This is a genomic window from Candidatus Proelusimicrobium excrementi, from assembly GCF_937881865.1.
GTDB lineage: Bacteria > Elusimicrobiota > Elusimicrobia > Elusimicrobiales > Elusimicrobiaceae > Proelusimicrobium > Proelusimicrobium excrementi.
The window spans coordinates 20,823-41,655 of sequence record NZ_CALGEO010000115.1; the positions used below are offsets into that span (position 1 = coordinate 20,823).

Below are 20,833 nucleotides of genomic sequence, written 5' to 3' on the forward strand. Positions count from 1 at the left end.
GGCGCGGAAACAAATTTATAAACTTTGCTTAAACAGGAGAAAAAAATGTCAAAAAATAAAAAAGGATTCACCTTGCTTGAGTTGTTGGTGGTGGTTGTAATTATAGGCATATTGGGCGCTGTGGCTTTGCCGCAGTACATGGTATCCGTGGAAAGGACCAGAGTCGCAGGCAATATGAGCGAACTTAAACCCATATATGACGCCGCCTTGCAATATTACAGCTATAATGACGAATTCCCCGACAGCCTCAAAAAACTGCCGGTTTCCCTGCCGGAAAGCTACACGGTAAGCGGCACTACGGCCACAAGCGACGACGGCACCTGCTCAATATCGCTTGAAGCGTCCGGGACAAGTCCCTATCTTTCCATGAAATGCGGAAGAGGGTCCCCCAACGAATATGAGTTCCAGTTCAAATATAGCATAAACAGTTCCGGCACGATATTCGGCGCGGGTAAATATTTTGTCGTTCTGGCCGGCGGCGAAGAGAGAAAGGACACTTATGAAAAAGTGGCCAAGTCATCGGGCTGGGTAAAAGACGGCAACGGCTACAGAATAAACTAAGCGCACCGCTTTGAATCTAGAACCCGGCCCCGAAAGCCGGGTTTTTTAACGCCTAAAAAAAGCTTGCGCAAACAAAAACATTCCCCAAATTGCGCACTCCTGTTATTTGACAGATTTTTTTAGTAAAATTTGATTAATGAGCGCTAATACACCCGCCTATAAGAAGTCGAACTTCGGAGGGGCTTTTTTCTTCCTGCCGGAAGAAAAAAGACGCGCGCTTAGCTCCGTCTACGATTTTTGCCGCCTGGCCGATGATATCGTGGACGAAGATTACCCCGATGCCGAGCAAAGGCTGAAAAATTTAAGAAAAGAACTTGACGATCTCTACGCAGGTAGTGCAGAAACGGATATCGGGCGGGAACTTGCCGGCGCGGTAAAACGCTTCAACATACCCAAAGAATACTTCGCAGATTTGATTGAAGGCTGCGAGCGCGACTTAAAAACGCCCGTGCGTTACGAAACTTTCGGCGATTTGCAATGGTATATGTACCGCGTAGCCGGCACCGTCGGCTTGATGTGCATACACATATTCGGCTACAAAAACGAACGTACGGAAAAATACGCCGCCGCTTTAGGTTACGCGGTACAGCTTACAAACATAATAAGGGACGTCGCCGAAGACGCAAAAATAAACCGCATTTATATACCCAGACAGGATATGGACTCTTTCGGCGTGAAGGAGGAAGATATACTCCTCCTGAAAGACAACCGCAGAACCCGGGCCTTGCTGTTTTTTGAAGCCCAAAAAGCGCAGGAACTGTTTATACAGGCCTCACAGCTTCTGCCTAAGGAGGACTTTAAGGCCATGCTCCCGGCAAGAGCCATGGGCAACACTTACAAAGCCATTTTGCAAAAGCTCATCGCGCGCCCTTGCCGTTTGGGCGATAAAAAGATAAAGTTAAATAAGATTGAAAAATTACTTATCCTCTTTAAAACATGGAGAAACCGTTTATGAAGTTGATTTTCGCTTTAATTATTTCTATTTTTGCAGTAATGCCGCTTGAAGCGAAAAGCGACGCCTGCCTGGCCAGGAGCAAAGAACATTTTAACGAAAAGGAATATACTCAGGCCGAGAAAACTTTAATCAAATGCTTAAAAGCGGATCCGAAAAATTCAGACGCGCTGATAAGTTTGGCCGGGGTCGAAATGATTTTGGGCAAGTTCAACAACGCGGAGCAGAATTTTAAACGCGCTTTGACGCAGCTGGAGAAAAAATCCCCCTACAGGGCTTATATTTATTCCAGAATGGGCGATATTTATATGCGCCGCGCCAATCTTAAAGAAGCGCAAAAATATTATCAAGCCGCTTTAAAATACGAACCGGCGAATATTAATGCGCTCGTCGGTACGGGCATTTGCGAAGAAAAAGCCGGAAATTTAAAAAAGGCCGTTGATTATTACAAAAAAGCTCTCGCGGTGGATTTTACGAATATAGTTTCCCGCGAAAGGCTTATCGCGCTTGAGCCCGATATTTTAACCGACGAAGAACTCCTCCGCACCATGAAAGAACGCAATATAATAGATCCGGTCGCGCAGAATTTCTCGGCGGAGGATAAAGAAACTTTAAAAAAAATAATAACCGCGGAAAAAGGCAGCGGCATAGAATATCTTTCCCAAAAATTTAAAGGCAAAATACCAAACGGTTTTATTGTAGAAAGGGACAGCAACAAAGTATATGTCCGCAAAATGCTGACTATTACCGGCTATAATGAACTTATAAGGCAGCTGTCTTCGGACGCGAAAAACTTTTTAATCAACAAAGGCGTAACGCCGGCGCAGCTGTTTAAGGCAAGGGACGCTTCCGGCAAAGATATTTTCAACAACGCCGGCAATCTTACCGACGCCGGATTAACCGCATTTACAAAAATGCTGCGCGGGGAAAAATCTTATTACCTGCCCGGGGAAAAGCTGCCGGCGACGCAAAAAGAAATAGAAAACAAAATAAAAGCTTTGCTGGCCCAAGGATATTATGAGGTTTCCCCTTCGGATTTCGTTTACCTGCTTGACGCGACAAAATGCAGAGAAGAAGTTTTGCACGCCTATTTCCGCAGCAGGGCTATTGATACCGGCAACGGCAAGAGGCGGTTTTTCCTTTCCACGGACAACACCCGCAATATGAGAGCGTGCAACCTTCCTTTCAGTCATCTGTATCTTGCCGTTCAAGATTATCACGCGCAAAAGAAAGCGGCCCGCAATAACGCTCCGGTTTATTCCAACACTTTCGGCACGGGAAACGGCTTCAAGATAAATCTCTGCACGAAAGACGGTTTAAAACTAAATTGTCAAGGTCTGCCGGACTAAGCCTATGCCGCAATATTTAGCAGAAATAGAAAAAAATCTTTTTACAATGCAAAAAGAAGAAGCCCGCCACCTTAAAGTGGCGCGGATACATACCGGCGCGGAAATAAAAGTTTTTGACGGAAAGGGAAACAAATATTTGGCCATACTCTCACAGCTGACCGATAAATCTGCCTGCGGCGAAATTATAAAAACTTTGCCGGCCCCGCATTTAAAACGGGCCGTGCATTTATACTTCAGCGCGGTTGCGCGCGCCGCGGCGGAAGATATTATAGACAAATGCACTCAGGCGGGCGTCAGCCGTTTTGTACCGGTATTATCAAGATATTCGGAAAAAGATTTGCTTAAAAAATGGTCCACAAAACACGAACGCTGGAATCAGCTGGCTCTTGCCGCGTGCAAACAATGCGAGAATCCTTCCGTCCCGATTATAGAAGAGCCCGTTACTTTTGAAGACGCTGTAAAAAATTTGAGCGTTCCCGCTTTAATCTGCTATGAAGACGAGCGGAAAACGCCCCTTTTAAGCGAACTTAACGCCCTTGGCGGAGAAGCCGCAATTTTTATAGGCCCCGAAGGCGGTTATGCGGAAGAAGAAGTGGCTTTAGCCAAAAAATATAATATAAGGCCGGTAACTTTAGGCCAAAATATACTGCGCGCGGAAACCGCGGCGGCCGTTGCCTGCTGGGCGGCTCAACAATGAAAGTATTTATAAAAACCTTCGGCTGCCGCGTAAACCAAGTGGAAAGCGAAGCCCTTTTGGAAAAATTCAAAAACGCCAAAGCAGAAATTACGCCCGATTACAAACAAGCCGATTTATGCCTCTTAAACACCTGCTCCGTAACGGCGAAAGCCGACAGAGACGCAAATAAAATGATACGCGCGGTAAAGCGCGATAATCCACATTGCAGATTGGTTGTTACGGGCTGTTACGCAATGTCCGGCGCGGAAAAAATAAGGCAGATTTTCCCCTTTGCGGAAATTGTTTTTAAACCCGATTTGGGCAAAGCGCTTTTCGGCGAAGATATAGATTGGACGGTAAAATCCCACGAAGGCAAAACGAGAGCCTTCGTAAAAATACAAGACGGCTGCGATAATTTTTGCTCCTACTGTATAGTGCCTTATACGCGCCCTTTAAAAACTTCCAAACCCAAAGCCGTCGCTTTGGCGGAAATTAAAAACCTTATAGAAAACGGTTATAAAGAAATAGTGCTGACGGGCATCAACATAGGCAATTATTCCTGCCCTCAAACCGGCGCGGATCTGGCAGATTTGCTTGAAGAAATTTTTAAAACCGAAGGGGACTTCCGCATAAGATTTTCTTCCATAGAAATCAACACCGTTACCGATAAGCTGATAGAAACGGCGGCAAAAGGCGGCAAAAAATTCTGCAATTATCTGCATCTTCCTTTACAAAGCGGAAGCGAAGCCGTGCTTAAAGATATGGGCCGTCATTACGGCGCGCAGGAATATTTTAACCGCGTACAATACATAAAAAGCAAATTTAAAAACATCTTTTTATATTGCGACATTATTGCCGGCTACCCCACCGAAACAAAGGAAAACTTTGAAGAATCTTTAGCCTTCCTTGATAAAATAGGCTTTGCCGGGCTGCATGTTTTCAGCTATTCGCCCAGGCAGGGCACAAAAGCTGCCGCCCTTAAACAGATTCCGCCGGAAGAAATTAAACGCCGTTCCGAGATTCTGCATGAAAAAGACAAAGCTTTAAGGCGGGCCGCCGCAGAAAGCCTGCTCGGAAGCGAACAAGAATTTTTGGCGGAAACTTTCGTTCAGTCAAGCGGATGCGTCAGCGGAGTGCTTTCCAATTTCCAGCGTGCGCTTATACCGGGCGGAGAACTTTCTTCTCAACTAAAAAAAGTTAAAATAATTAAAGCGCAAGACGGCGTTTGTTACGCAAAACAGCTGTAAAGGATAATTTATGAAAATTATTATTGTTTTGCTGTTTTTACTGCCGGCATTTAATATTTACCGTGCGGAGCTGACCTTGCCAAAACTGGAAAAGCCCACCCCCGCCATGCAGCCCGCAGGCAACGAACAAAAAGAATAAGAAGCCAAACCCGTTAAAAAAGAAGACCCCAATAAAATGCTTCACGAAGCGGCGAATAAAATGCACCTGCGCGGTATTTACAACGCTCTGCTTGCCGGTGCGGACGTAAATAAGAGAAATGATAACGATTGGGCCCCTATTATGGCAGCTGCATATATGCAAAATATTGAAATTATTGACATCTTACTTGAGAAAGGTGCTGATATTAATACAAAAATGGAAAACAGCGGTTCTTATACAATAACGGAAACAGATAAAGATAATATTATTTATAAATTTGCATATGATCAAGACGTTCTTACAGAAGCGCAAAACTTAGACGTAATCAAACACTTGATAGCCAAAGGCTATAAAATAAACGGAAAAAATCTAAGTACCATTTTACATAAAGCGGCAATAGTTAATGATATGGCAGCCATAAAATATATAGTCGGCAAAGGAATTAAATATAAAGATTTTAACATGACACCGGCTTTAGTCGTAACAATTGAAGAAGGCTGGTTTGACGCAATGAATTGCCTGCGCAGCAAACCATATCTTTAAACAAAAACCCCGGGCCGATTTAAGCCCGGGGAATTTTATTAACTAAAAAAGAACTTAACCGAAGATTTTTTCAAAAATGGTCTTTTTCTGGCCCTCTTCTTCAAAGGCTTGGCCGAGTTCTTCTATAAGCTTCTTTTGGCGCGATGTCAGCTTCTTGGGGACTTCCAAATTGATGATAACGCGCATATCGCCCTTTTTGCCGGCTTTGCCGAGCACCGGCATACCTTCCCCTTCCACGGAAATGATTTTGCCGTGTTGGGAACCTTCGGGGATAATAACTTTGATTTCCTCTTTCTTGATATTCTGTATTTTTACGGCCGCGCCTAAAGCAGCCTGAGGGAAAGTCAAAGGAATTTCTAACAGCAAATCATCGCCGTCGCGCTGGAAAATCTTGTGTTTCTTTACATGAGTTTGTATATAAAGATCGCCGTATCCGCCGTCATTGGTGCCGATATCGCCGCCGTTGGGAACCCTCAAAACGACGCCTTCCCTTACGCCTGCGGGTATCTTAACCGTGAATTTGGCTTTACTGCGCTGGCGGCCCGTACCATGGCAATCGCGGCAAGGTTTTTCGACGATGCTTCCCTGCCCGCCGCAATCGGGGCAGGATTGCCTCATGGAAAAGAAGCCCTGGCTGAACTGGACTACGCCGCTGCCTTTGCAGGTGGGGCAAGTCTTTCTGCCGCTGCCTTCCTGCGCGCCGGTGCCGTGGCAGGTTTCGCAAGTGTCCACGCGGTTATAGGAAACTTCCTTTTCAATGCCGTCATAAGCTTCTTCCAAAGTTACGGAAATTTCTTCTTTCAAATCATTGCCGCGCTGAGGTCTGCGCCTTGAGCCAGCCCCCGCTCCGCCGAAACTCCCGCCGAACATATCGCCGAATACGGAGCTGAAAATATCTTCAAATCCGCCAAAGCCGCCGTGAAATCCGCCGGAAGCCGCTCCGTTCAACCCTTCCGCTCCGTAATTATCGTAAATTTGTCTTTTTTGGGGATCGGAAAGTACTTCAAAAGCTTCATTAACCGTTTTAAATTTTTCTTCAGCTTCAGGATTGCCCGGATTTCTGTCGGGGTGGTACTTCATAGCCATTTTCCTGTAAGCTCTTTTAAGTTCGTCCTGACCGGCGTTTCTGTCTACGCCGAGCACTGAGTAATAATCTTCTTTCTTAGCCATTTTTCCTTATTTCCTGCCAGTTGTCTTTGTGATGAGGCCGCTTTAAAATTCCGCCGTGGGGGAATTTCAAAACGAACTCTTAAATAAATCTCTTACTATAAATTTTATCATACTTTAAGAAGGCCTGCCGACGGCTTAAATTATGTTTCGGCCAACAAAAAAGCGGGGGGAAGTGTTTCCCCCCGCTTTAACAATTTTTATTATTTGCCGTCTACGACTTCGGCTTCAACGACGTCGTCTTTCTTGGCTTCGCCCTGGGGCGCTTCCTGCGCCGGGCCCTGAGCTCCGGCTTGGGCGCCTTGCGCGGCCTGCGCTTTGGCCTGGGATTCTTTATAGATTATTTCCCCAAGTTTCTGGCTGGCGGCCAAGGCTTCGTCTTTGGCCTTTTTAATCCTTTCGGTGTCTTCGGATTTAATGGCCTCTTTAAGTTCGCTTAAAGCCTGGTCGATTTTAAGCCTTTCGTCCTGCGGGATTTTGTCGCCGTGGTCTTTCAAGGCTTTTTCGGTCTGATAAAGCACGCCGTCGGCTTCGTTTTTGGCTTCGATTCTTTCCTTGGTTTTCTTATCTTCCTCGGCGAATTTCTCCGCTTGTTTTACGAAGTTCTCCACTTCCGCCTCACTGAGTTTGTTGGGCGCGGTAATCGTGATGTGCTGTTCTTTGTTGGTGCCCAAATCTTTGGCGGAAACTTTCAAAATACCGTTGGCGTCGATATCAAACGTAACTTCAATTTGAGGTACGCCTCTGGGAGCTGGCGGAATACCGTCCAAGTCGAATTTGCCCAAAGGAACATTGTCTTTGGCCATGGGGCGCTCGCCCTGCAATACGTTTACCGTTACCGCGGGCTGATTATCCGCCGCGGTGGAAAACACCTGCGTTTTGCGGACAGGAATGGTCGTATTTCTTTCAATAAGTTTCGTAAATACGCCGCCCAAAGTTTCAAGACCTAATGAAAGCGGGGTAACGTCCAAGAGCAAAATATCTTTTACGTCGCCGGTAAGCACACCCGCCTGAATCGCCGCGCCGTCCGCGACGCATTCCATAGGATCGATGCCCCTTTCAATCTTCTTGCCGACGTGTTTTTCAACGTATTCCTGCACTATAGGCATACGGGTAGGGCCGCCCACCATGATAATTTTGTCGATATTGCTCATGGAAAGTTTTGAGTCGCTTACGGCTCTGTCGATTGAAGCTCCGCAGCGTTCAACTATCGGCCTTACCAAGCTTTCAAGTTTCGCTCTGGAAAGTTTAAGTTCCAAGTGTTTCGCGCCGGTGTTGTCGGAGGTTATAAACGGAAGGTTTATATCCGTTTCCATGGTGGTGGAAAGCTCAATCTTGGCTTTTTCCGCCGCGTCTTTAAGGCGCATCATGGCCTGTTTGTCGTTCCTGAGGTCAATGCCGGAGGTTTTCTTAAATTCGTCGATTATCCAATCGATTACGGCATTATCCATATCCGTACCGCCGAGTTTCGTATCGCCGGAAGTGGAAAGCACGTCGAAAGTGCCTTCTTTACCCATTTCCATAATTGTAACATCCAGCGTACCGCCGCCGAGGTCAAATACCAAGATTTTCTGCTCTTTGCCGGTTTTGTCGATACCGTAAGCCAAAGCTGCGGCCGTAGGTTCGTTTAAGAGCCTTACCACTTCAAGGCCTGCGATTTTGCCCGCGTCTTTTGTCGCCTGACGTTGGTTGTCGTTAAAATAAGCCGGAACCGTAATTACGGCTTTTTCCACCGGCTGACCTAAAAAGGCTTCGGCGTCTTTTTTAACTTTCTGCAAAATAAAAGCGGAAAGCTGCTGAGGCGTAAATTCATTGCCTCTTAAATTAAATTTATAGCTTTCGCCCATTCTTCTTTTAAAAGCCGTAGCCGTGCCTTCCGGGTTGGATACTGCCTGCCTTCTGGCCGGTTCGCCTACAAGGCGCTGACCGTCTTTGGTAAAAGCCACATAGGAGGGAAACGCCTTGCCGCCGATAGAGCTTCCTTCTGCGGAAGGGATAATCGTCGGCCTGCCGCCTTCCATTACTGCGGCCGCCGTATTTGAGGTTCCTAAATCAATACCGATAATTTTAGACATATTATTCTTTCTCCTTATCAAATCACTTTATTTAACTGCTTCTTCACTGCTCTTTCCGACTATTACCTGTGCCGGGCGGACAGTTTTCCCTTCAATTTCCACCCCCGCGGCAAGCTCTTCAAGAACTATGCCGTCCTGTTCCGGCGGGCAAGGTATGGTTGTTATAACTTCCTGCGTCATAGGGTCATAAGGTTTGCCTTTCGCGCTTATAATCTTGACGCCTTCGGCCTTAAACAGTTTGTCAAACTGCTCAAAAATCATTTTAAGGCCTTGTTTTATATGCTGCATATTGGCTTGCGGCTTGGCGCTTTCGGCTTCGGCCTTAAGAAGCGTATCATACAGCGGCAAAAGCTTTTTTAAAGTTTCGAATTTGCCGTAACTTATAAGCTGCGGCTTTTCCTTTTCAGTTCTTTTGCGGTAGTTTTCAAAATCTGCTTGAAGCCTTACAAGCTGTTCAAAATATTTTTCGGCTTTGGAGGATTCTTCGCAAGCCTTTTCCTCCTTGGCTTCTTCCGCCGCGGTTTGCTCCTCTCGGTTTTGCCGTTCAGGCTCATTATCCTCAAGGATTTCTTCTTCCCCCTGCGGCTTTGAGTGCTTCTTCTTATTCATCTTCACTCCTTTGTTTTAAATCCAGGGAGGCCTGCCAGTTTCTTATCGTCGTTCCCAGCATTTCCCCGATGAAATTTACCAAGGACATCATCCTGTTGTATTCCATATGCTTAGGCCCCACTATGCCTATAAGCCCTATGGTTTTGCCGCCCACTTTACAGGCGGAAGATATTATACTGAGGTCTTTAAGTTCGCTCAGTTCGTTTTCCGAGCCTATACTGACGTCTATTTTATTGGCCGATTCAGCCTCCAGCTGCTGCATTTTTTCGTTAAGCAGAGCGGCCAGTCTGTCGCGTTCTTCCATAACGCGCATCATTTGGCCCAAGTGGCCGTGCTCTTCCTCAGTCATCGTTTCCACGAGCTGGCTCATGCCGTCTATGTACAAACGCTCTTCTCTGCGCTGCTTGGAAGACATTTCGCTTAAAATATTACAGGCCAGCTCCGTAAAACCCTCTCCGTCGGCTACGCCTTTTTGCAGGCTTTCCCAAAGCACTTGCTGAGCGTCTTTAAGCGTCAAACCGGAGATTTGCTCGTTTATAAAATGGTTGAACATCATCAGCCACGCCGGAGAAACGGCCCTGTTCATTCTAAACGGCCAATGTTTTATTACCCCCTCTTCCGTAACAAGAATAGCCAATATATTATATGGCCCCAAGGGTATAAAATCAAGGCGTTGCACGCTTAAGTCCTGTACGCTGCTTCTCAGCACGAATCCAGCCGAGTGGGACATCATTGAAAGCATTCTGCAAGTCTGCGCCATAACCCTGTTGATTTCCGCGCTGCTTTGTTTGTATTCGCTTTCTATCCTTTCCCGTTCTTTGACGGCTATTTTTTGTATTTTTGATAAGTAGTCCACATAAAAGCGGTAAGCTTTATCGGTGGGGATTCTGCCACCCGAAGCGTGAGGCTGATATAAATAACCTTCTTCTTCAAGCTTTTTCATGGTGTTTCTTATCGTCGCGCTTGATACGCCCGGCAATCCTTTCTGAGCAACCAGCTCCGATCCTACGGGCTTTCTGGTTTCCACATATTCCTGGATAACCATTCTTAATATCTTTTCTTCCCTTTCTTTTGCTATTTCGGGTTTAAGTATTCTCATTATTTGGCGACCTTAAAACACAATTTCTTAGCAAACTTCTTAAGCGACTGCTAATATTCTAGCTAAAAAAATCAAAATTGTCAATCCCCTTTTATGTCTGCTAAAAATAAAACCGGGACAAAGTTTTGTTTTACGTCGGGAAGTCAAAGAAAATTATATTTTAAGTTTATAAACTTCTATGGTGTTTTGCGTAGTTATATCGGCCGTTTTGGCAAGGCTTTCGCCCGTAACTTCGGCCACTGTTACGGCGATTTCGGGTATATAAGAAGGGTTGTTTCTCTGCCCGCGTTTGCTTTGCGGGGGCAAATAAGGGCAATCCGTTTCCAAATGCAAATATTTAAGCCCGGCTTTTTTGATGACAGCGCGCAAATCGTCGTTCTTTTTATAGCCTATTATTCCGTTTACGCCCAGCTTATAGCCCATATCCAAAGCGCGGAAAGCGTCCTGTTCGCGCCCGCTGAAGCAGTGCATAATACCGCCGGTGTAAATATTGTTCTTCAGAATGGAAAACATATCTTCATAGGCGGAAAAGTCATCAGCCGCGCGGCTTTTTCTGCAATGCAAAACTATCGGCATATTCAATTTGGCGGACAGTTTAAGCTGGACGTCAAAAGCGTATTTTTGCATTTCTCTGTCCTTGGGGCAGCCTTCATATTCGTTATAATCAAGGCCGATTTCGCCAAGGGCTTTTACTTCCGGCTTTAGAAGATAATTCTCTAAATCTTTAAGAGTTTGGGAGTTAAGCGTTGAAGCGTAATCCGGGTGCACACCGCATACGGGGAAAATCGCGCCCTCATATTCCGCGCTCAATTTTAAAGCCGGGGCCCATTCGTTGACTTCGCAGGCGATTTCCGCCATTCGTTTTACGCCGGCGGCAAAGCATTGTTCTATAACTTCTTTGCGGTCGGCGTCGAAAGCTTCATCGTTTAAATGTGCGTGCGAATCAATAAATTCCATATATATATTATATCAATTAAGCCGAACGCGGGGCGGCGGAAAGATATAAGCCGGTTTTCAAAAAAAGGCGTAAAAAAGCCCCGGCGATAAAACCGCCGGGGCAAATCAGCTCTGTCCGCTTATTTGGAAACGGAAGTCTTTGCAATATCGACCAGCTGTTTAAAAGAAGCCGGGTCTTTAATCGCCATTTCGGAAAGCATCTTCCTGTTAAGCGTGATATTGGCTTTGCTGAGGCCGCTGATAAAGGTTGAATAGTTCATACCTTCTTCACGTACCGCGGCGTTGATTCTGGTAATCCACAGCGAGCGGTAATTGCCTTTTTTATCTTTTCTGTCCGTGTAAGCGTGTACGAGGGACTTATCCACCTGCTGGGTGGCCATTCTCAAGCGGCGGGATTTATCACCGTAGTAACCGCTTGCTCTGTTAAGAACTTTTTTCTTTCTTGCATGTCTTGCGACGCTAAATTTTATTCTCATTTTGCCACTCCAACCTTATTTCATGGGAAGGTATTTCTTTAAGAACTTGCCTTCCGCAGAGTTCGGCGCGATAACAGCGCTTTCTCTTCTTTCTCTTTTAATGCTTGCCTTTTCAGGGGCGAGTAAGTGCCTCCTGCCGGCTTTTCTGTTTTTGTATTTACCGGTTGCCGTTACTCTGAATCTTTTTTTGGCACCGGTATGATTTTTAAGTTTTGGCATATTAACTTATCCTTACCTCTTTATTTTATGCTTTCGGGACGAAGGTAACGGTTACTCTGTTGCCCTGCGTCTGTATATTGCCATCGATATCGCCGATCTCCGCCAATTTGGCTTTCATATCGTTAAGCATGGCGAAGCCGATATCTTTATGCTGGTTCTCGCGCCCGTAGAACACGACGGACACTCTTACCATGTCTTTCTTCTTAAGAAATCCTTCAATTTGCTTAACTTTAACGTCTAAGTCGTGGGACGCTATTCTGGATTTAAGCCTTATTTCTTTTAAAGAAACGGCTTTTTGCTTCTTTTTAGCGTCTTTGTTCTTTTTGCCCTGCTCATAAACGTATTTGGAGTATTCCAATATTTTACAAACAGGAGGCTGCGCTGTGGGAGAAATCTCCACCAAGTCAAGCTCTTTTTCTTTCGCTTTTGCAAGGGCTTCGCGGATGTTCACTATGCCCAGCATTGTTCCGTCCGAGTCTATCAATCTGACTTCGGCGGCGCGGATATGTTCGTTCTTTCTTAAAAGATCCTTACTGCTTCTATTATTCGGTATTTTCATCTATTTCCTAACTGAAATAAATAAGCCCTTTTTAAGGGACTTATATATTATATGAAACCGCCGGCTTTGCTGTCAAATCCGCGCAAAAGCATACCGCGGCGGCTTTTGCATATTATATCTTATTTTGTTAATATTTTAATATATACTATATATCGGAGCGCCGCCCGGCGCGGCCTTTGGTTAGGAGGCTTAATGTTAAGAAGATTCGTTGCCTTGCTTTGTGCTTTGTTTTTATCCGGACTCGCCGCCGCGGCGACCGTAAACGTGTTTCATACTTCCGACACCCACGGCTTTTATTTCCCCAGGAAAATCAACGGCAAAAATATAGGGGGATTCTCCGCCCTAAAAGCTTTTTTGCAGCAGCAGAAAGATCCTTACTTACTGCTTGACGGAGGGGATTTTACCTCCGGCACGTATGAGGCCAAGCAGTCAAACGGCAATCTTTCGGTGCAGTTTATGAATAAGCTCGGCTACGCCGCCGCGACTATCGGCAACCATGAAAACGATTTCGGCAAAGCCAATCTGCTTAAAAATATGGACTCCGCAAATTTTGACATTCTGGCCGCCAATATGCACGACACCGTTGAAAAAGATTTGGTTAAACAGGTGAAACCTTTCAAAACGTATATGGTAAACGGCAAAAAAATAGCCATTATAGGCTTGGCAAAGGAGTTTTCCACAAAAGCGGACGGAATAAGAATCTCCGGGGAAAGAAAAGCCCTTAAAAAAGCACTCTATCAGGCGCGTTTACAGAACCCAGACGCCGTAATACTGCTGACTCACTCATCTTTAAAAGACGATAAACACACGGACGAATACAGCAATCTTTCTTTGATAAAAGGGCTTGAAGGCATAAACGTGGTTTTGGGCGGGCACGCGCATAAAGTTTTCCAAAACGTTTATAAAGACGGAGTTCTCTTTGTTGAAAGCGGTACGGCTTTGACGCACGTCAGCCGTATTACGCTGGAATTTGACGACGAAACCGGCAAGTTTAAATCCGCCCGCTCGGAATTTATAGAGCTTGACGCGGATAAATATCCGCAGGATCCTTACATTCAGGAATTTGCGGAAACCAACCGCGCCAAATATATGGATAAACCCATAGGCAAAGCTTCCCAAACCATTTACAATTACGCCCCAAAAAACGCCGGTTATGTTGATTCCCCCATGGGCAACCTTTTTGCCGACCTTGTAAAGAAACATACCGGCGCGGACATCGGCCTGCAAAATACCGGCGGCGTGCGCGAAACTTTAAACAAAGGCGACATAACGACCAGAATGATATATCAAACATTTCCTTTCCCAAATAAGCTTTACGTAGTAAAAGTAAAAGGCGATTTTTTGAAAAAGCTGGTTTTAAGAAGCCTGAAAGAAAACAAAAGCCTTTTCCAATATTCCGGCCTGGAAGTTAAATACAGATTTAAACACAAACGCCCGGAAATAGTTTCCATAAAGGTCAACGGGGAGGAGCTTGATCCCCAAAAAACTTACGTCATCGGCACCAACGACCATATAGCAAAAGGCGGTTCCGAAGGATATATGTTCAAAAAAATAACGGATAAAAGCCTTTATTCAAAAAAGACTATAACCGAGCTGTTCGCCGATTGGGTTAAAGCTAATCCCGCAGGCATAAAACCCGCAAAAAACGGAAGGATAGTAAAAGTTGATTAAAAGATGAAATCCTTTTTGCCTTATTTGCTGACCGCATTTATATTTTTAAGCGCATGTTCCAAAGAACCGGTAATACAGCTTGATATTTACCATACCAATGACATACAAGGCTTTTACTGGGCCAGGAACTCCGCCGAAAACAACAACCGCCCCACCGGCGGTTTGGCGGTGCTTAAAAATCTTTTATCCGCACAGGAACGCGCTTATATGCTGTTTGACAGCGGCAACACGTTTTCCAAAACGCAGGAAGGCAAGCAGTTTAAACTTGAAGGCGCGGTAAACCTTATGAACAAACTCGGTTACACCGCGGCCACCTTAAGCCCGAGCGATCTCGCCCTGGGCTGGGACGTGGTTGAAGCGGGGATAAAGAAGGCAAATTTCCCGATTGTGGTTTCCAATTTGGAAAACAAAGACGGCAGCCAGCCCAAATATATAAAAAAATACGTCATTGCGGAAAAAAACGGCATAAAAGCAGCGGTAATAGGGCTGATTTCCAAGCAGGATTTCCCCGACACTTTAAGGAACTCTTCCTTACGCGTCAAAGACGAAATCCCTTCCGTAAAAGCTATCCTGCCGGAACTCGAAAAGCATCAGCCTAACGTTATAATCCTTTTAAGCAGCATAGGTTTTGATTTGGATCCTTCCGGGCAAAAAACCGACGAGAAGCTTCTGGCGGAAGAGCTGCCGGAACTTTCCCTTATTTTAGGCGGCAACGGGGATGTTTCCGGGGCGGAAACGGAAGAAGTTTCAAAAACGCTGGTAACGCGCCGTCCTCCGATGCTTTTTGAAACGGCCAGAATAACCTTAAATTTCGACAAGAACAAAAAGCTTTCCTCTTATAATTTTGAAGAAATTACCCTTGATAAAGACCTGTACGGACAGGACGAAAAAATTTCTCTTGAAACGGAAGCCATGCGTAAAACGGCTTTAAGGATAACGGGCCGCAAAATAGCCGGTTTAAACATACCTTTGCCTACTTACAGCGACAAGCCTTCCCCGCTTGGCGCTTATACGGCGCGCTGCATAAAAAGGTGGGCAAACAATGAAATAGGCATAATAAATTCCGACGCTTTCTTAAACGGCTTTGAACAGGGCCCTTTAACCGAAGTTCAATTAAACAACGCCATACCTTTTAACGACAGAGTAATGCTGATAAAAATGCGCGGCGACGAACTTAAAAATGCGCTGGAGCACAGCATAGAAACAAAAAACAACTGGCCGCAGACTTCCGGCCTGAACATCGTTTATAACCCTTCCGCGCCTTTGGGTAAAAAAATAAAGAAGTTTTACATTAACGGCGCGCCCGTACAGAACGAAAGGCTTTATTCCGTTTCCGTATCTGATCACATAGTAGCAGGCGGCATGGGCCATGATGAATTTTTAAACGTCTTCGAATTTAAAAACACCGACAGAACCGTGCGCGATATTCTGCGCTGGTGCCTCAGCCGGGATAAGGAAGTTTCCTTGGCCCCGCAAGACAACTGGAAGGAAGAATAAATGCCTTATATAAAACAACTTAAAATAGGGGATTTTATCTGTCCCTCAAATTTGGTCCTCGCACCCATGGCGGGGATTACGGATACCCCGTTTAGGATTTTATGTCTTAAAGGCGGCGCGGGCCTTGTATGCGCGGAAATGGTTTCCGCCTCGGCTTTAAAATTCGACAGTCCCAAAAGCATTAAAATGCTTCAGGTTGACAAAGCCGAACATCCGCTTTCCATGCAGGTGTTCGGCGGCGACGCCCAAACCATAGCCGAAGCCTGCAAAAGGGCCGAAGCCCAGGGTGCGGACATTATAGATATAAACGCCGGATGCCCGGTTAAAAAAGTCAACAAAGCCGGGGCCGGCTGCGTACTTATGAAAACGCCCGAAAAAATCGCCGAAATTTTAAAAGCCGCGGTAAAAAGCGTCAAAATACCCGTTACTTTAAAAACACGCGTTTCTTTAAACCGCACGGAAAATTTGGCGCCTTTGCTGACCAAAATCGCGCAAGACAGCGGCGCGGCCGCCATAACTTTGCACGCCCGCGCAGCGGCGGACGTCCATTCCGGCCCGCCTAATTTGGCTTTTTTGGAAAGCGCCTGCCGTGTGGCGCAGATACCGGTAATAGCAAACGGCGGAGTGATTAACGCGCAGGACGCAAAAAATATGTTTGAAACCGGCGCGCAGGCCGTAATGATAGGCCGCGGCGCCATAGGCAACCCATTTATTTTTACGGAAATAAGCAGTATCCTCAGCTCACGGCCTTTCGGCAAAATTGCAAATGCGGAAAAGGCGCTGATGTTTCTTACTTTGATAGAGGAGAATGTTAAATTCTACGGAGAGAGAACCGGCATAAGCCGCAGCAAAAAGACGGTTGGTTATTGGCTGAACGGATTTACCAACGCCGCCGCCGTGAGAGAACAATTTGTACGCTGTGAAACCCTTGCCCAAGCGCGGGAGATACTCTCCGTCGTTACAAAGGAGAATTAAAACTCAGTATGACACTAACCCCCCTAATGCGACAGTACTATGAAATAAAAAACCAAAACCCCGAAGCTTTATTGTTTTTCAGGCTGGGCGACTTTTATGAAATGTTCGGAGAAGACGCCAAAGAAGGTTCCCGCCTGCTCGGGCTTGCTTTGACGGCCCGCGGAGATCAGCCGATGTGCGGAGTGCCTTTCCATTCGGCAAATTCCTACATAGCCAAACTTTTAAAAGCCGGCAAAAAAATAGCAGTTTGCGAGCAGACTTCAAATATAACAAACCCAAAAACAAAACTTTTTGAAAGGAAAATCGTCAGGATAATAACCCCCGGCACCGTTCTTGAAGATTCCATGCTGGAAGCAGGCAATTCCAATTATTTGGTAGCCGTGGAAACCGATAAAAAAGGATGGGGCCTGGCCTGCCTTGAAGCTTCAACCGGCGATTTTTGGATTACGCAGAACGCCGACGACGAAGAAATGACCGTACTTTCCACGGTAATGGCGACGATTAACCCCTCCGAAGTGATAGGCGGCAAAGCCAGCTTGGCGAAACTTAAAACCAAAATTATACTCCCTCAGGATTTGACGCTTTCCCCGTGCGAAAGTTCCTCCGAAACCGACAATATCCCCGAAAATTGGCCCGGCATACTGACGGAATATCCCCTGGCTTTGAAAGCGGGATTAAACTGCCTTAAATACATGGCGGGCACAAACGACAATTTCCGCGAATACTTCGCCCCGTTTTACAGGGAAATTTCGGAATTTTTACAGCTTGACGGCGCAGCCGTAAACACCTTGGAACTGGTTTCCAGCCAAGTCGGCGGCAGGAAAAACACCCTTTGGGGCATATTGGATTACACAAAAACGCCGATGGGCTCAAGAATGCTCAAGGAATGGATACTGCGCCCGCTTTTAAACGTCAAAGAAATCAACCACAGACAAAACGCCGTAGAAGCTTTGCTTAACAATGAATCCGCCCGCGACGAGCTGGCCTTGCTCTTAAAGGACATCTGCGATATTGAAAGGATTATGAGCCGCGTGGCCGCTTCTTCCGCCACTCCCAGGGATTTGGCGGGTTTAAGGCAGTCTTTAATGCTTTCCGACAAAATACGCGAGTGGGTTTTAAGCTACGGAGATATGCTGCCGGAGCTTAAAGAAGTCTTCGCCATGCATTTTGCGAAACTTAAAGAAATTTCCGATTTGCTCGCAAGCGCGTTAAACGAAAATCCGCCAGTAAAACTTTCCGACGGCGGCATAATAAAACCCGGCTATAATACGGAACTGGACGAAATCGTCAATTTAAAACAGCACGCGGACAAAGCCCTTATGGAAATCTGCCAAAGGGAAAAGGAACGCACCGGCATACCTTCCCTAAAAGTCGGGTTTAACACCGTATTCGGCTATTATATAGAAGTCACCAAAACGCATATTTCAAAAGTGCCTTACGACTATATCCGCAAACAAACTTTAACCGGCGCGGAAAGATTCGTAACGGAAGAGCTGAAAGAACTGGAAAAGAAAATCCTTTCCGCGGAAGAAAAAAGCCTGCGTATAGAGCTTGCTATATTTGAAAAGATAAAAGCCTATCTTTACCAAAATCTTGCGGTGCTGAAGCAAACGGCAAAAATAATAGCGAAAACCGATTGTTTGTTCTCTTTGGCGTGCGCCGCGCTTAACGGCAATTACAAAAAGCCGCAAATCATGCCGGAAAACGGCGCCTTGGTAATAGAAAAGGGCCGCCACCCGATAGTGGAGCAAAATATCCCCAGCGGAAGCTTCGTTCCCAACAATTTGACGCTTGGCGGACAAGGCCCGCAGATTATCCTGCTGACAGGGCCGAATATGGGCGGCAAGAGCGTATTTTTAAAGCAGACGGCCTTAATTACGATTATGGCTCAAATGGGAAGTTTCGTCCCGGCCGAACACGCGGAAATACCGATAACGGATAAAATACTTACCCGTATCGGCGCGCAGGACGCTTTAAGCAGGGGCGAATCAACCTTTATGGTGGAAATGCGCGAAACGGCCAATATTTTGGCCTGCGCCACGTCTTCCACGCTGATACTTTTAGACGAAGTCGGCCGCGGCACTTCCACCTACGACGGCATTTCCATAGCATGGGCCATAACGGAGTATCTTTATAAGCCGCACGGACAGGGGCCTAAAGTCCTGTTCGCCACGCATTATTTTGAACTTACCGAACTGGAGGAAAAATATTCCCGCATAAAAAACTTCCACGTAACGGCAAGCGAATATAAAACGCCCTCCGGCGAAGTTAAATTAAACTTTCTCTTTGAAATACAGCCCGGCGGAGCGGATAAATCCTACGGCGTACACGTGGCGCAAATAGCCGGCCTGCCGCACAGCTGCATTCTGCGCGCAAAGAAAATTTTGGCCGATTTGGGAGAAAAGCAGGCGATGTCCAATACTTTGCAGGAAGACAAAGCGCCCGATTTATTTTCCAGCCCGATAGTGCAGGAAATAAAAATGGTAGACTTAAATAAAATAACGCCTTTGCAGGCTTTACAGATAATTTCCGAATGGAAAAAGAGGTTAGAAGAGTGAAACGCATTAAACTGCTGGACCCTAAAACCGCCGGCAAAATAGCCGCGGGCGAGGTAATAGAACGCCCGAGCGGAGTTTTAAAAGAACTGCTGGAAAACAGCCTTGATTCCGGCGCGTCCGTCATCAACGTTGACATAGAAAAAGCGGGGAGGAAACTTATCCGCGTAAATGACAACGGCCAGGGCATCAGTCGGGAAGATTTACCCACCGCTCTTTTGCGCCATTCCACCAGCAAAATCACAAACTTTGACGATTTGGACAGTTTAAACACTTTCGGCTTCAGGGGCGAAGCGCTTTACTCCGTTGCGGCGATAAGCAAAATAACCATTTTTTCCTGTGTGGAAGGCGAAAAAGGCGCAATGATACAAGCCGAAGGCGGCAAGCTGACAAACCAGGGCCCCGCCCCGGCTTTAAAAGGCACCACGGTTGAAGTGCGCGATCTGTTTTTTAATACTCCGGCAAGACTGAAATTTTTAAAATCCGACGCCGTGGAAAGAAGCCACCTTCTTTCCTGCGCGGAAGAGGCCGCCATGGCCAACCCGGAAACGGCCTTTAACGTAAGAACCGACGGCAATAAAATTTATGCTCTTGCCGCTCAAAAAGACGACCAAGCCGGCCTAAGAAACCGCCTCGGCAAGATAATAGGCGAAGGAATTGTAAAAGATTTGATTTATACGGAAGACGCCCAATTCGGCTTCAGGGCTTTCGTTTCCCCGGCGGATAAATTGGGCCCGGCGCGGGACAGACAGTTTTTCTTCGTCAACAAACGCCCGATAACCTGCAAGCTTTTGCAGCAGGCTTTATATAAAGCATATCAGCCTTACCGGGAAAAAGACAAACACCCCGCCGCCGTCATTTATATGACTCTTCCGCCGAGCGAATTTGACGTAAACATTCATCCGCAGAAAAAGGACATCAAGTTTATTCAGGAAAACGCGGTGTTTAACTTTGTTTATTCAAAAATATCGCAAACGCTTTTAAAAAATAACCAAAGCCAAAGTTTTCAAATAAAAACCAGCCGGCAGCCGGTTTCATTTAACCCCGCGGCTTCTCCTTTTCCATGCCCACCCACGCCGAACATTCATGATGTTTTCGCGCCCAAAGCGGAAAGCTTCGCCCCGGCGGATTTCTTAAACGTGGCCACGCCGCAGGCGGAACCTTCCATGCAGGCCAGGGATTTTGAGGAACCGCCCTCTTACAATATTGAAAAAGAGGTTGCTTCCGCAGAAATTTCCTATACGCAAAAGAGCACCCCTAAGGAGGAAACACAAACCCTTATACCGCAAGCCGAACCGGGCGATCCTTTGTGGTTTAAAGGCCCTTACACTTATTTGGGGCAGCTGCACCAAAGTTATATTTTGTTTGAAAATCCGCAAGGTTTGGTTTTGATAGACCAGCACGCCGCACAGGAAAGAATTTATTTTGAAGAATATACATTTTCACCTTATTTTCTTCAATCGGTTTAAATTCTTCTTTCTCACGTGTATACGTATTATAAATTAGC

General features: G+C 46.1%; 20 protein-coding genes. 12 read left to right on the forward strand and 8 right to left on the reverse strand.

Translation table 11 applies throughout. The features are described 5' to 3' along the window. Positions 1-45: 45 nt before the first annotated feature. From ACQY26_RS05310 to ACQY26_RS05340, 7 genes are all read left to right on the forward strand, one after another. On the forward strand, positions 46-561 hold the full coding sequence (locus ACQY26_RS05310) for a type IV pilin protein (RefSeq protein ID WP_428048108.1): 516 nt from the start codon (positions 46-48) through the stop codon (positions 559-561). A gap of 136 nt (positions 562-697) precedes the next feature. Beyond that, positions 698-1,516 carry a phytoene/squalene synthase family protein gene (locus ACQY26_RS05315; RefSeq protein WP_428048109.1) on the forward strand — a complete coding sequence of 273 codons (819 nt, stop codon included), beginning with the start codon at positions 698-700 and terminating at the stop codon, positions 1,514-1,516. After that, positions 1,513-2,862, forward strand: a complete 1,350-nt coding sequence (locus ACQY26_RS05320) for a tetratricopeptide repeat protein (protein ID WP_428048110.1) — start codon at positions 1,513-1,515, stop codon at positions 2,860-2,862. The genes ACQY26_RS05315 and ACQY26_RS05320 overlap by 4 nt, the downstream gene beginning before the upstream one ends. A gap of 4 nt (positions 2,863-2,866) precedes the next feature. Further along, positions 2,867-3,559 (forward strand): RsmE family RNA methyltransferase, encoded by a 693-nt coding sequence (locus tag ACQY26_RS05325; protein WP_428048111.1) that lies wholly within the window; start codon positions 2,867-2,869, stop codon positions 3,557-3,559. After that, on the forward strand, positions 3,556-4,785 hold the full coding sequence (locus tag ACQY26_RS05330) for a MiaB/RimO family radical SAM methylthiotransferase (protein ID WP_428048112.1): 1,230 nt from the start codon (positions 3,556-3,558) through the stop codon (positions 4,783-4,785). The genes ACQY26_RS05325 and ACQY26_RS05330 overlap by 4 nt, the downstream gene beginning before the upstream one ends. A 10-nt stretch (positions 4,786-4,795) precedes the next feature. After that, a complete protein-coding gene (locus ACQY26_RS05335; protein WP_428048113.1) occupies positions 4,796-4,924 on the forward strand; it encodes a hypothetical protein in 129 nt (42 codons plus the stop codon). Between the two features lie 36 nt (positions 4,925-4,960). Further along, complete coding sequence (locus ACQY26_RS05340; RefSeq protein ID WP_428048114.1) at positions 4,961-5,467, forward strand: ankyrin repeat domain-containing protein; 507 nt, start codon at positions 4,961-4,963, stop codon at positions 5,465-5,467. A 54-nt stretch (positions 5,468-5,521) separates the two neighbouring features. On the opposite strand, the gene dnaJ is transcribed toward ACQY26_RS05340, so the two are convergent. The 8 genes from dnaJ to infC all read right to left on the reverse strand — a co-directional run bounded on the left by dnaJ (position 5,522) and on the right by infC (position 12,628). Then, positions 5,522-6,637, reverse strand: coding sequence for a molecular chaperone DnaJ (gene dnaJ, locus ACQY26_RS05345; protein ID WP_428048115.1), 1,116 nt, complete (start codon positions 6,635-6,637; stop codon positions 5,522-5,524). A 200-nt stretch (positions 6,638-6,837) separates the two neighbouring features. Then, positions 6,838-8,709 (reverse strand): molecular chaperone DnaK, encoded by a 1,872-nt coding sequence (gene dnaK / locus ACQY26_RS05350; protein WP_428048116.1) that lies wholly within the window; start codon positions 8,707-8,709, stop codon positions 6,838-6,840. A gap of 27 nt (positions 8,710-8,736) precedes the next feature. Further along, complete coding sequence (locus ACQY26_RS05355; RefSeq protein ID WP_428048117.1) at positions 8,737-9,318, reverse strand: nucleotide exchange factor GrpE; 582 nt, start codon at positions 9,316-9,318, stop codon at positions 8,737-8,739. Next, positions 9,311-10,417: a heat-inducible transcriptional repressor HrcA gene (gene hrcA / locus ACQY26_RS05360; protein ID WP_428048118.1), complete on the reverse strand. Its 1,107-nt coding sequence runs from the start codon at positions 10,415-10,417 to the stop codon at positions 9,311-9,313. Before hrcA ends, ACQY26_RS05355 begins: the two co-directional genes overlap by 8 nt. Positions 10,418-10,570: 153 nt before the next feature. Further along, positions 10,571-11,374 carry a TatD family hydrolase gene (locus tag ACQY26_RS05365; RefSeq protein ID WP_428048119.1) on the reverse strand — a complete coding sequence of 268 codons (804 nt, stop codon included), beginning with the start codon at positions 11,372-11,374 and terminating at the stop codon, positions 10,571-10,573. Positions 11,375-11,493: 119 nt separating this feature from the next. Then, complete coding sequence (rplT, locus tag ACQY26_RS05370; protein ID WP_428048120.1) at positions 11,494-11,850, reverse strand: 50S ribosomal protein L20; 357 nt, start codon at positions 11,848-11,850, stop codon at positions 11,494-11,496. A gap of 15 nt (positions 11,851-11,865) precedes the next feature. Beyond that, the gene (locus tag ACQY26_RS05375) at positions 11,866-12,069 is read right to left on the reverse strand and encodes a large ribosomal subunit protein bL35 (RefSeq protein WP_428048121.1); all 204 of its coding nucleotides are present in this window, start codon (positions 12,067-12,069) and stop codon (positions 11,866-11,868) included. Between the two features lie 25 nt (positions 12,070-12,094). Then, positions 12,095-12,628: a translation initiation factor IF-3 gene (infC, locus tag ACQY26_RS05380; protein WP_428048122.1), complete on the reverse strand. Its 534-nt coding sequence runs from the start codon at positions 12,626-12,628 to the stop codon at positions 12,095-12,097. Between the two features lie 192 nt (positions 12,629-12,820). Here infC and ACQY26_RS05385 point away from each other — a divergent pair, with 192 nt between their 5' ends. Genes ACQY26_RS05385 through mutL form a run of 5 tightly spaced genes read left to right on the forward strand, consistent with a single transcriptional unit; the run spans position 12,821 to position 20,795 of the window. Beyond that, a complete protein-coding gene (locus tag ACQY26_RS05385) occupies positions 12,821-14,299 on the forward strand; it encodes a bifunctional metallophosphatase/5'-nucleotidase (RefSeq protein ID WP_428048123.1) in 1,479 nt (492 codons plus the stop codon). A gap of 3 nt (positions 14,300-14,302) precedes the next feature. Continuing rightward, positions 14,303-15,796, forward strand: a complete 1,494-nt coding sequence (locus ACQY26_RS05390; protein ID WP_428048124.1) for a bifunctional metallophosphatase/5'-nucleotidase — start codon at positions 14,303-14,305, stop codon at positions 15,794-15,796. Continuing rightward, positions 15,797-16,771, forward strand: a complete 975-nt coding sequence (gene dusB, locus ACQY26_RS05395) for a tRNA dihydrouridine synthase DusB (RefSeq protein WP_428048125.1) — start codon at positions 15,797-15,799, stop codon at positions 16,769-16,771. A gap of 8 nt (positions 16,772-16,779) precedes the next feature. Then, positions 16,780-19,329: a DNA mismatch repair protein MutS gene (gene mutS / locus ACQY26_RS05400; RefSeq protein WP_428048126.1), complete on the forward strand. Its 2,550-nt coding sequence runs from the start codon at positions 16,780-16,782 to the stop codon at positions 19,327-19,329. After that, positions 19,305-20,795, forward strand: a complete 1,491-nt coding sequence (mutL, locus tag ACQY26_RS05405) for a DNA mismatch repair endonuclease MutL (RefSeq protein WP_428048127.1) — start codon at positions 19,305-19,307, stop codon at positions 20,793-20,795. Before mutS ends, mutL begins: the two co-directional genes overlap by 25 nt. Positions 20,796-20,833 lie beyond the last annotated feature (38 nt).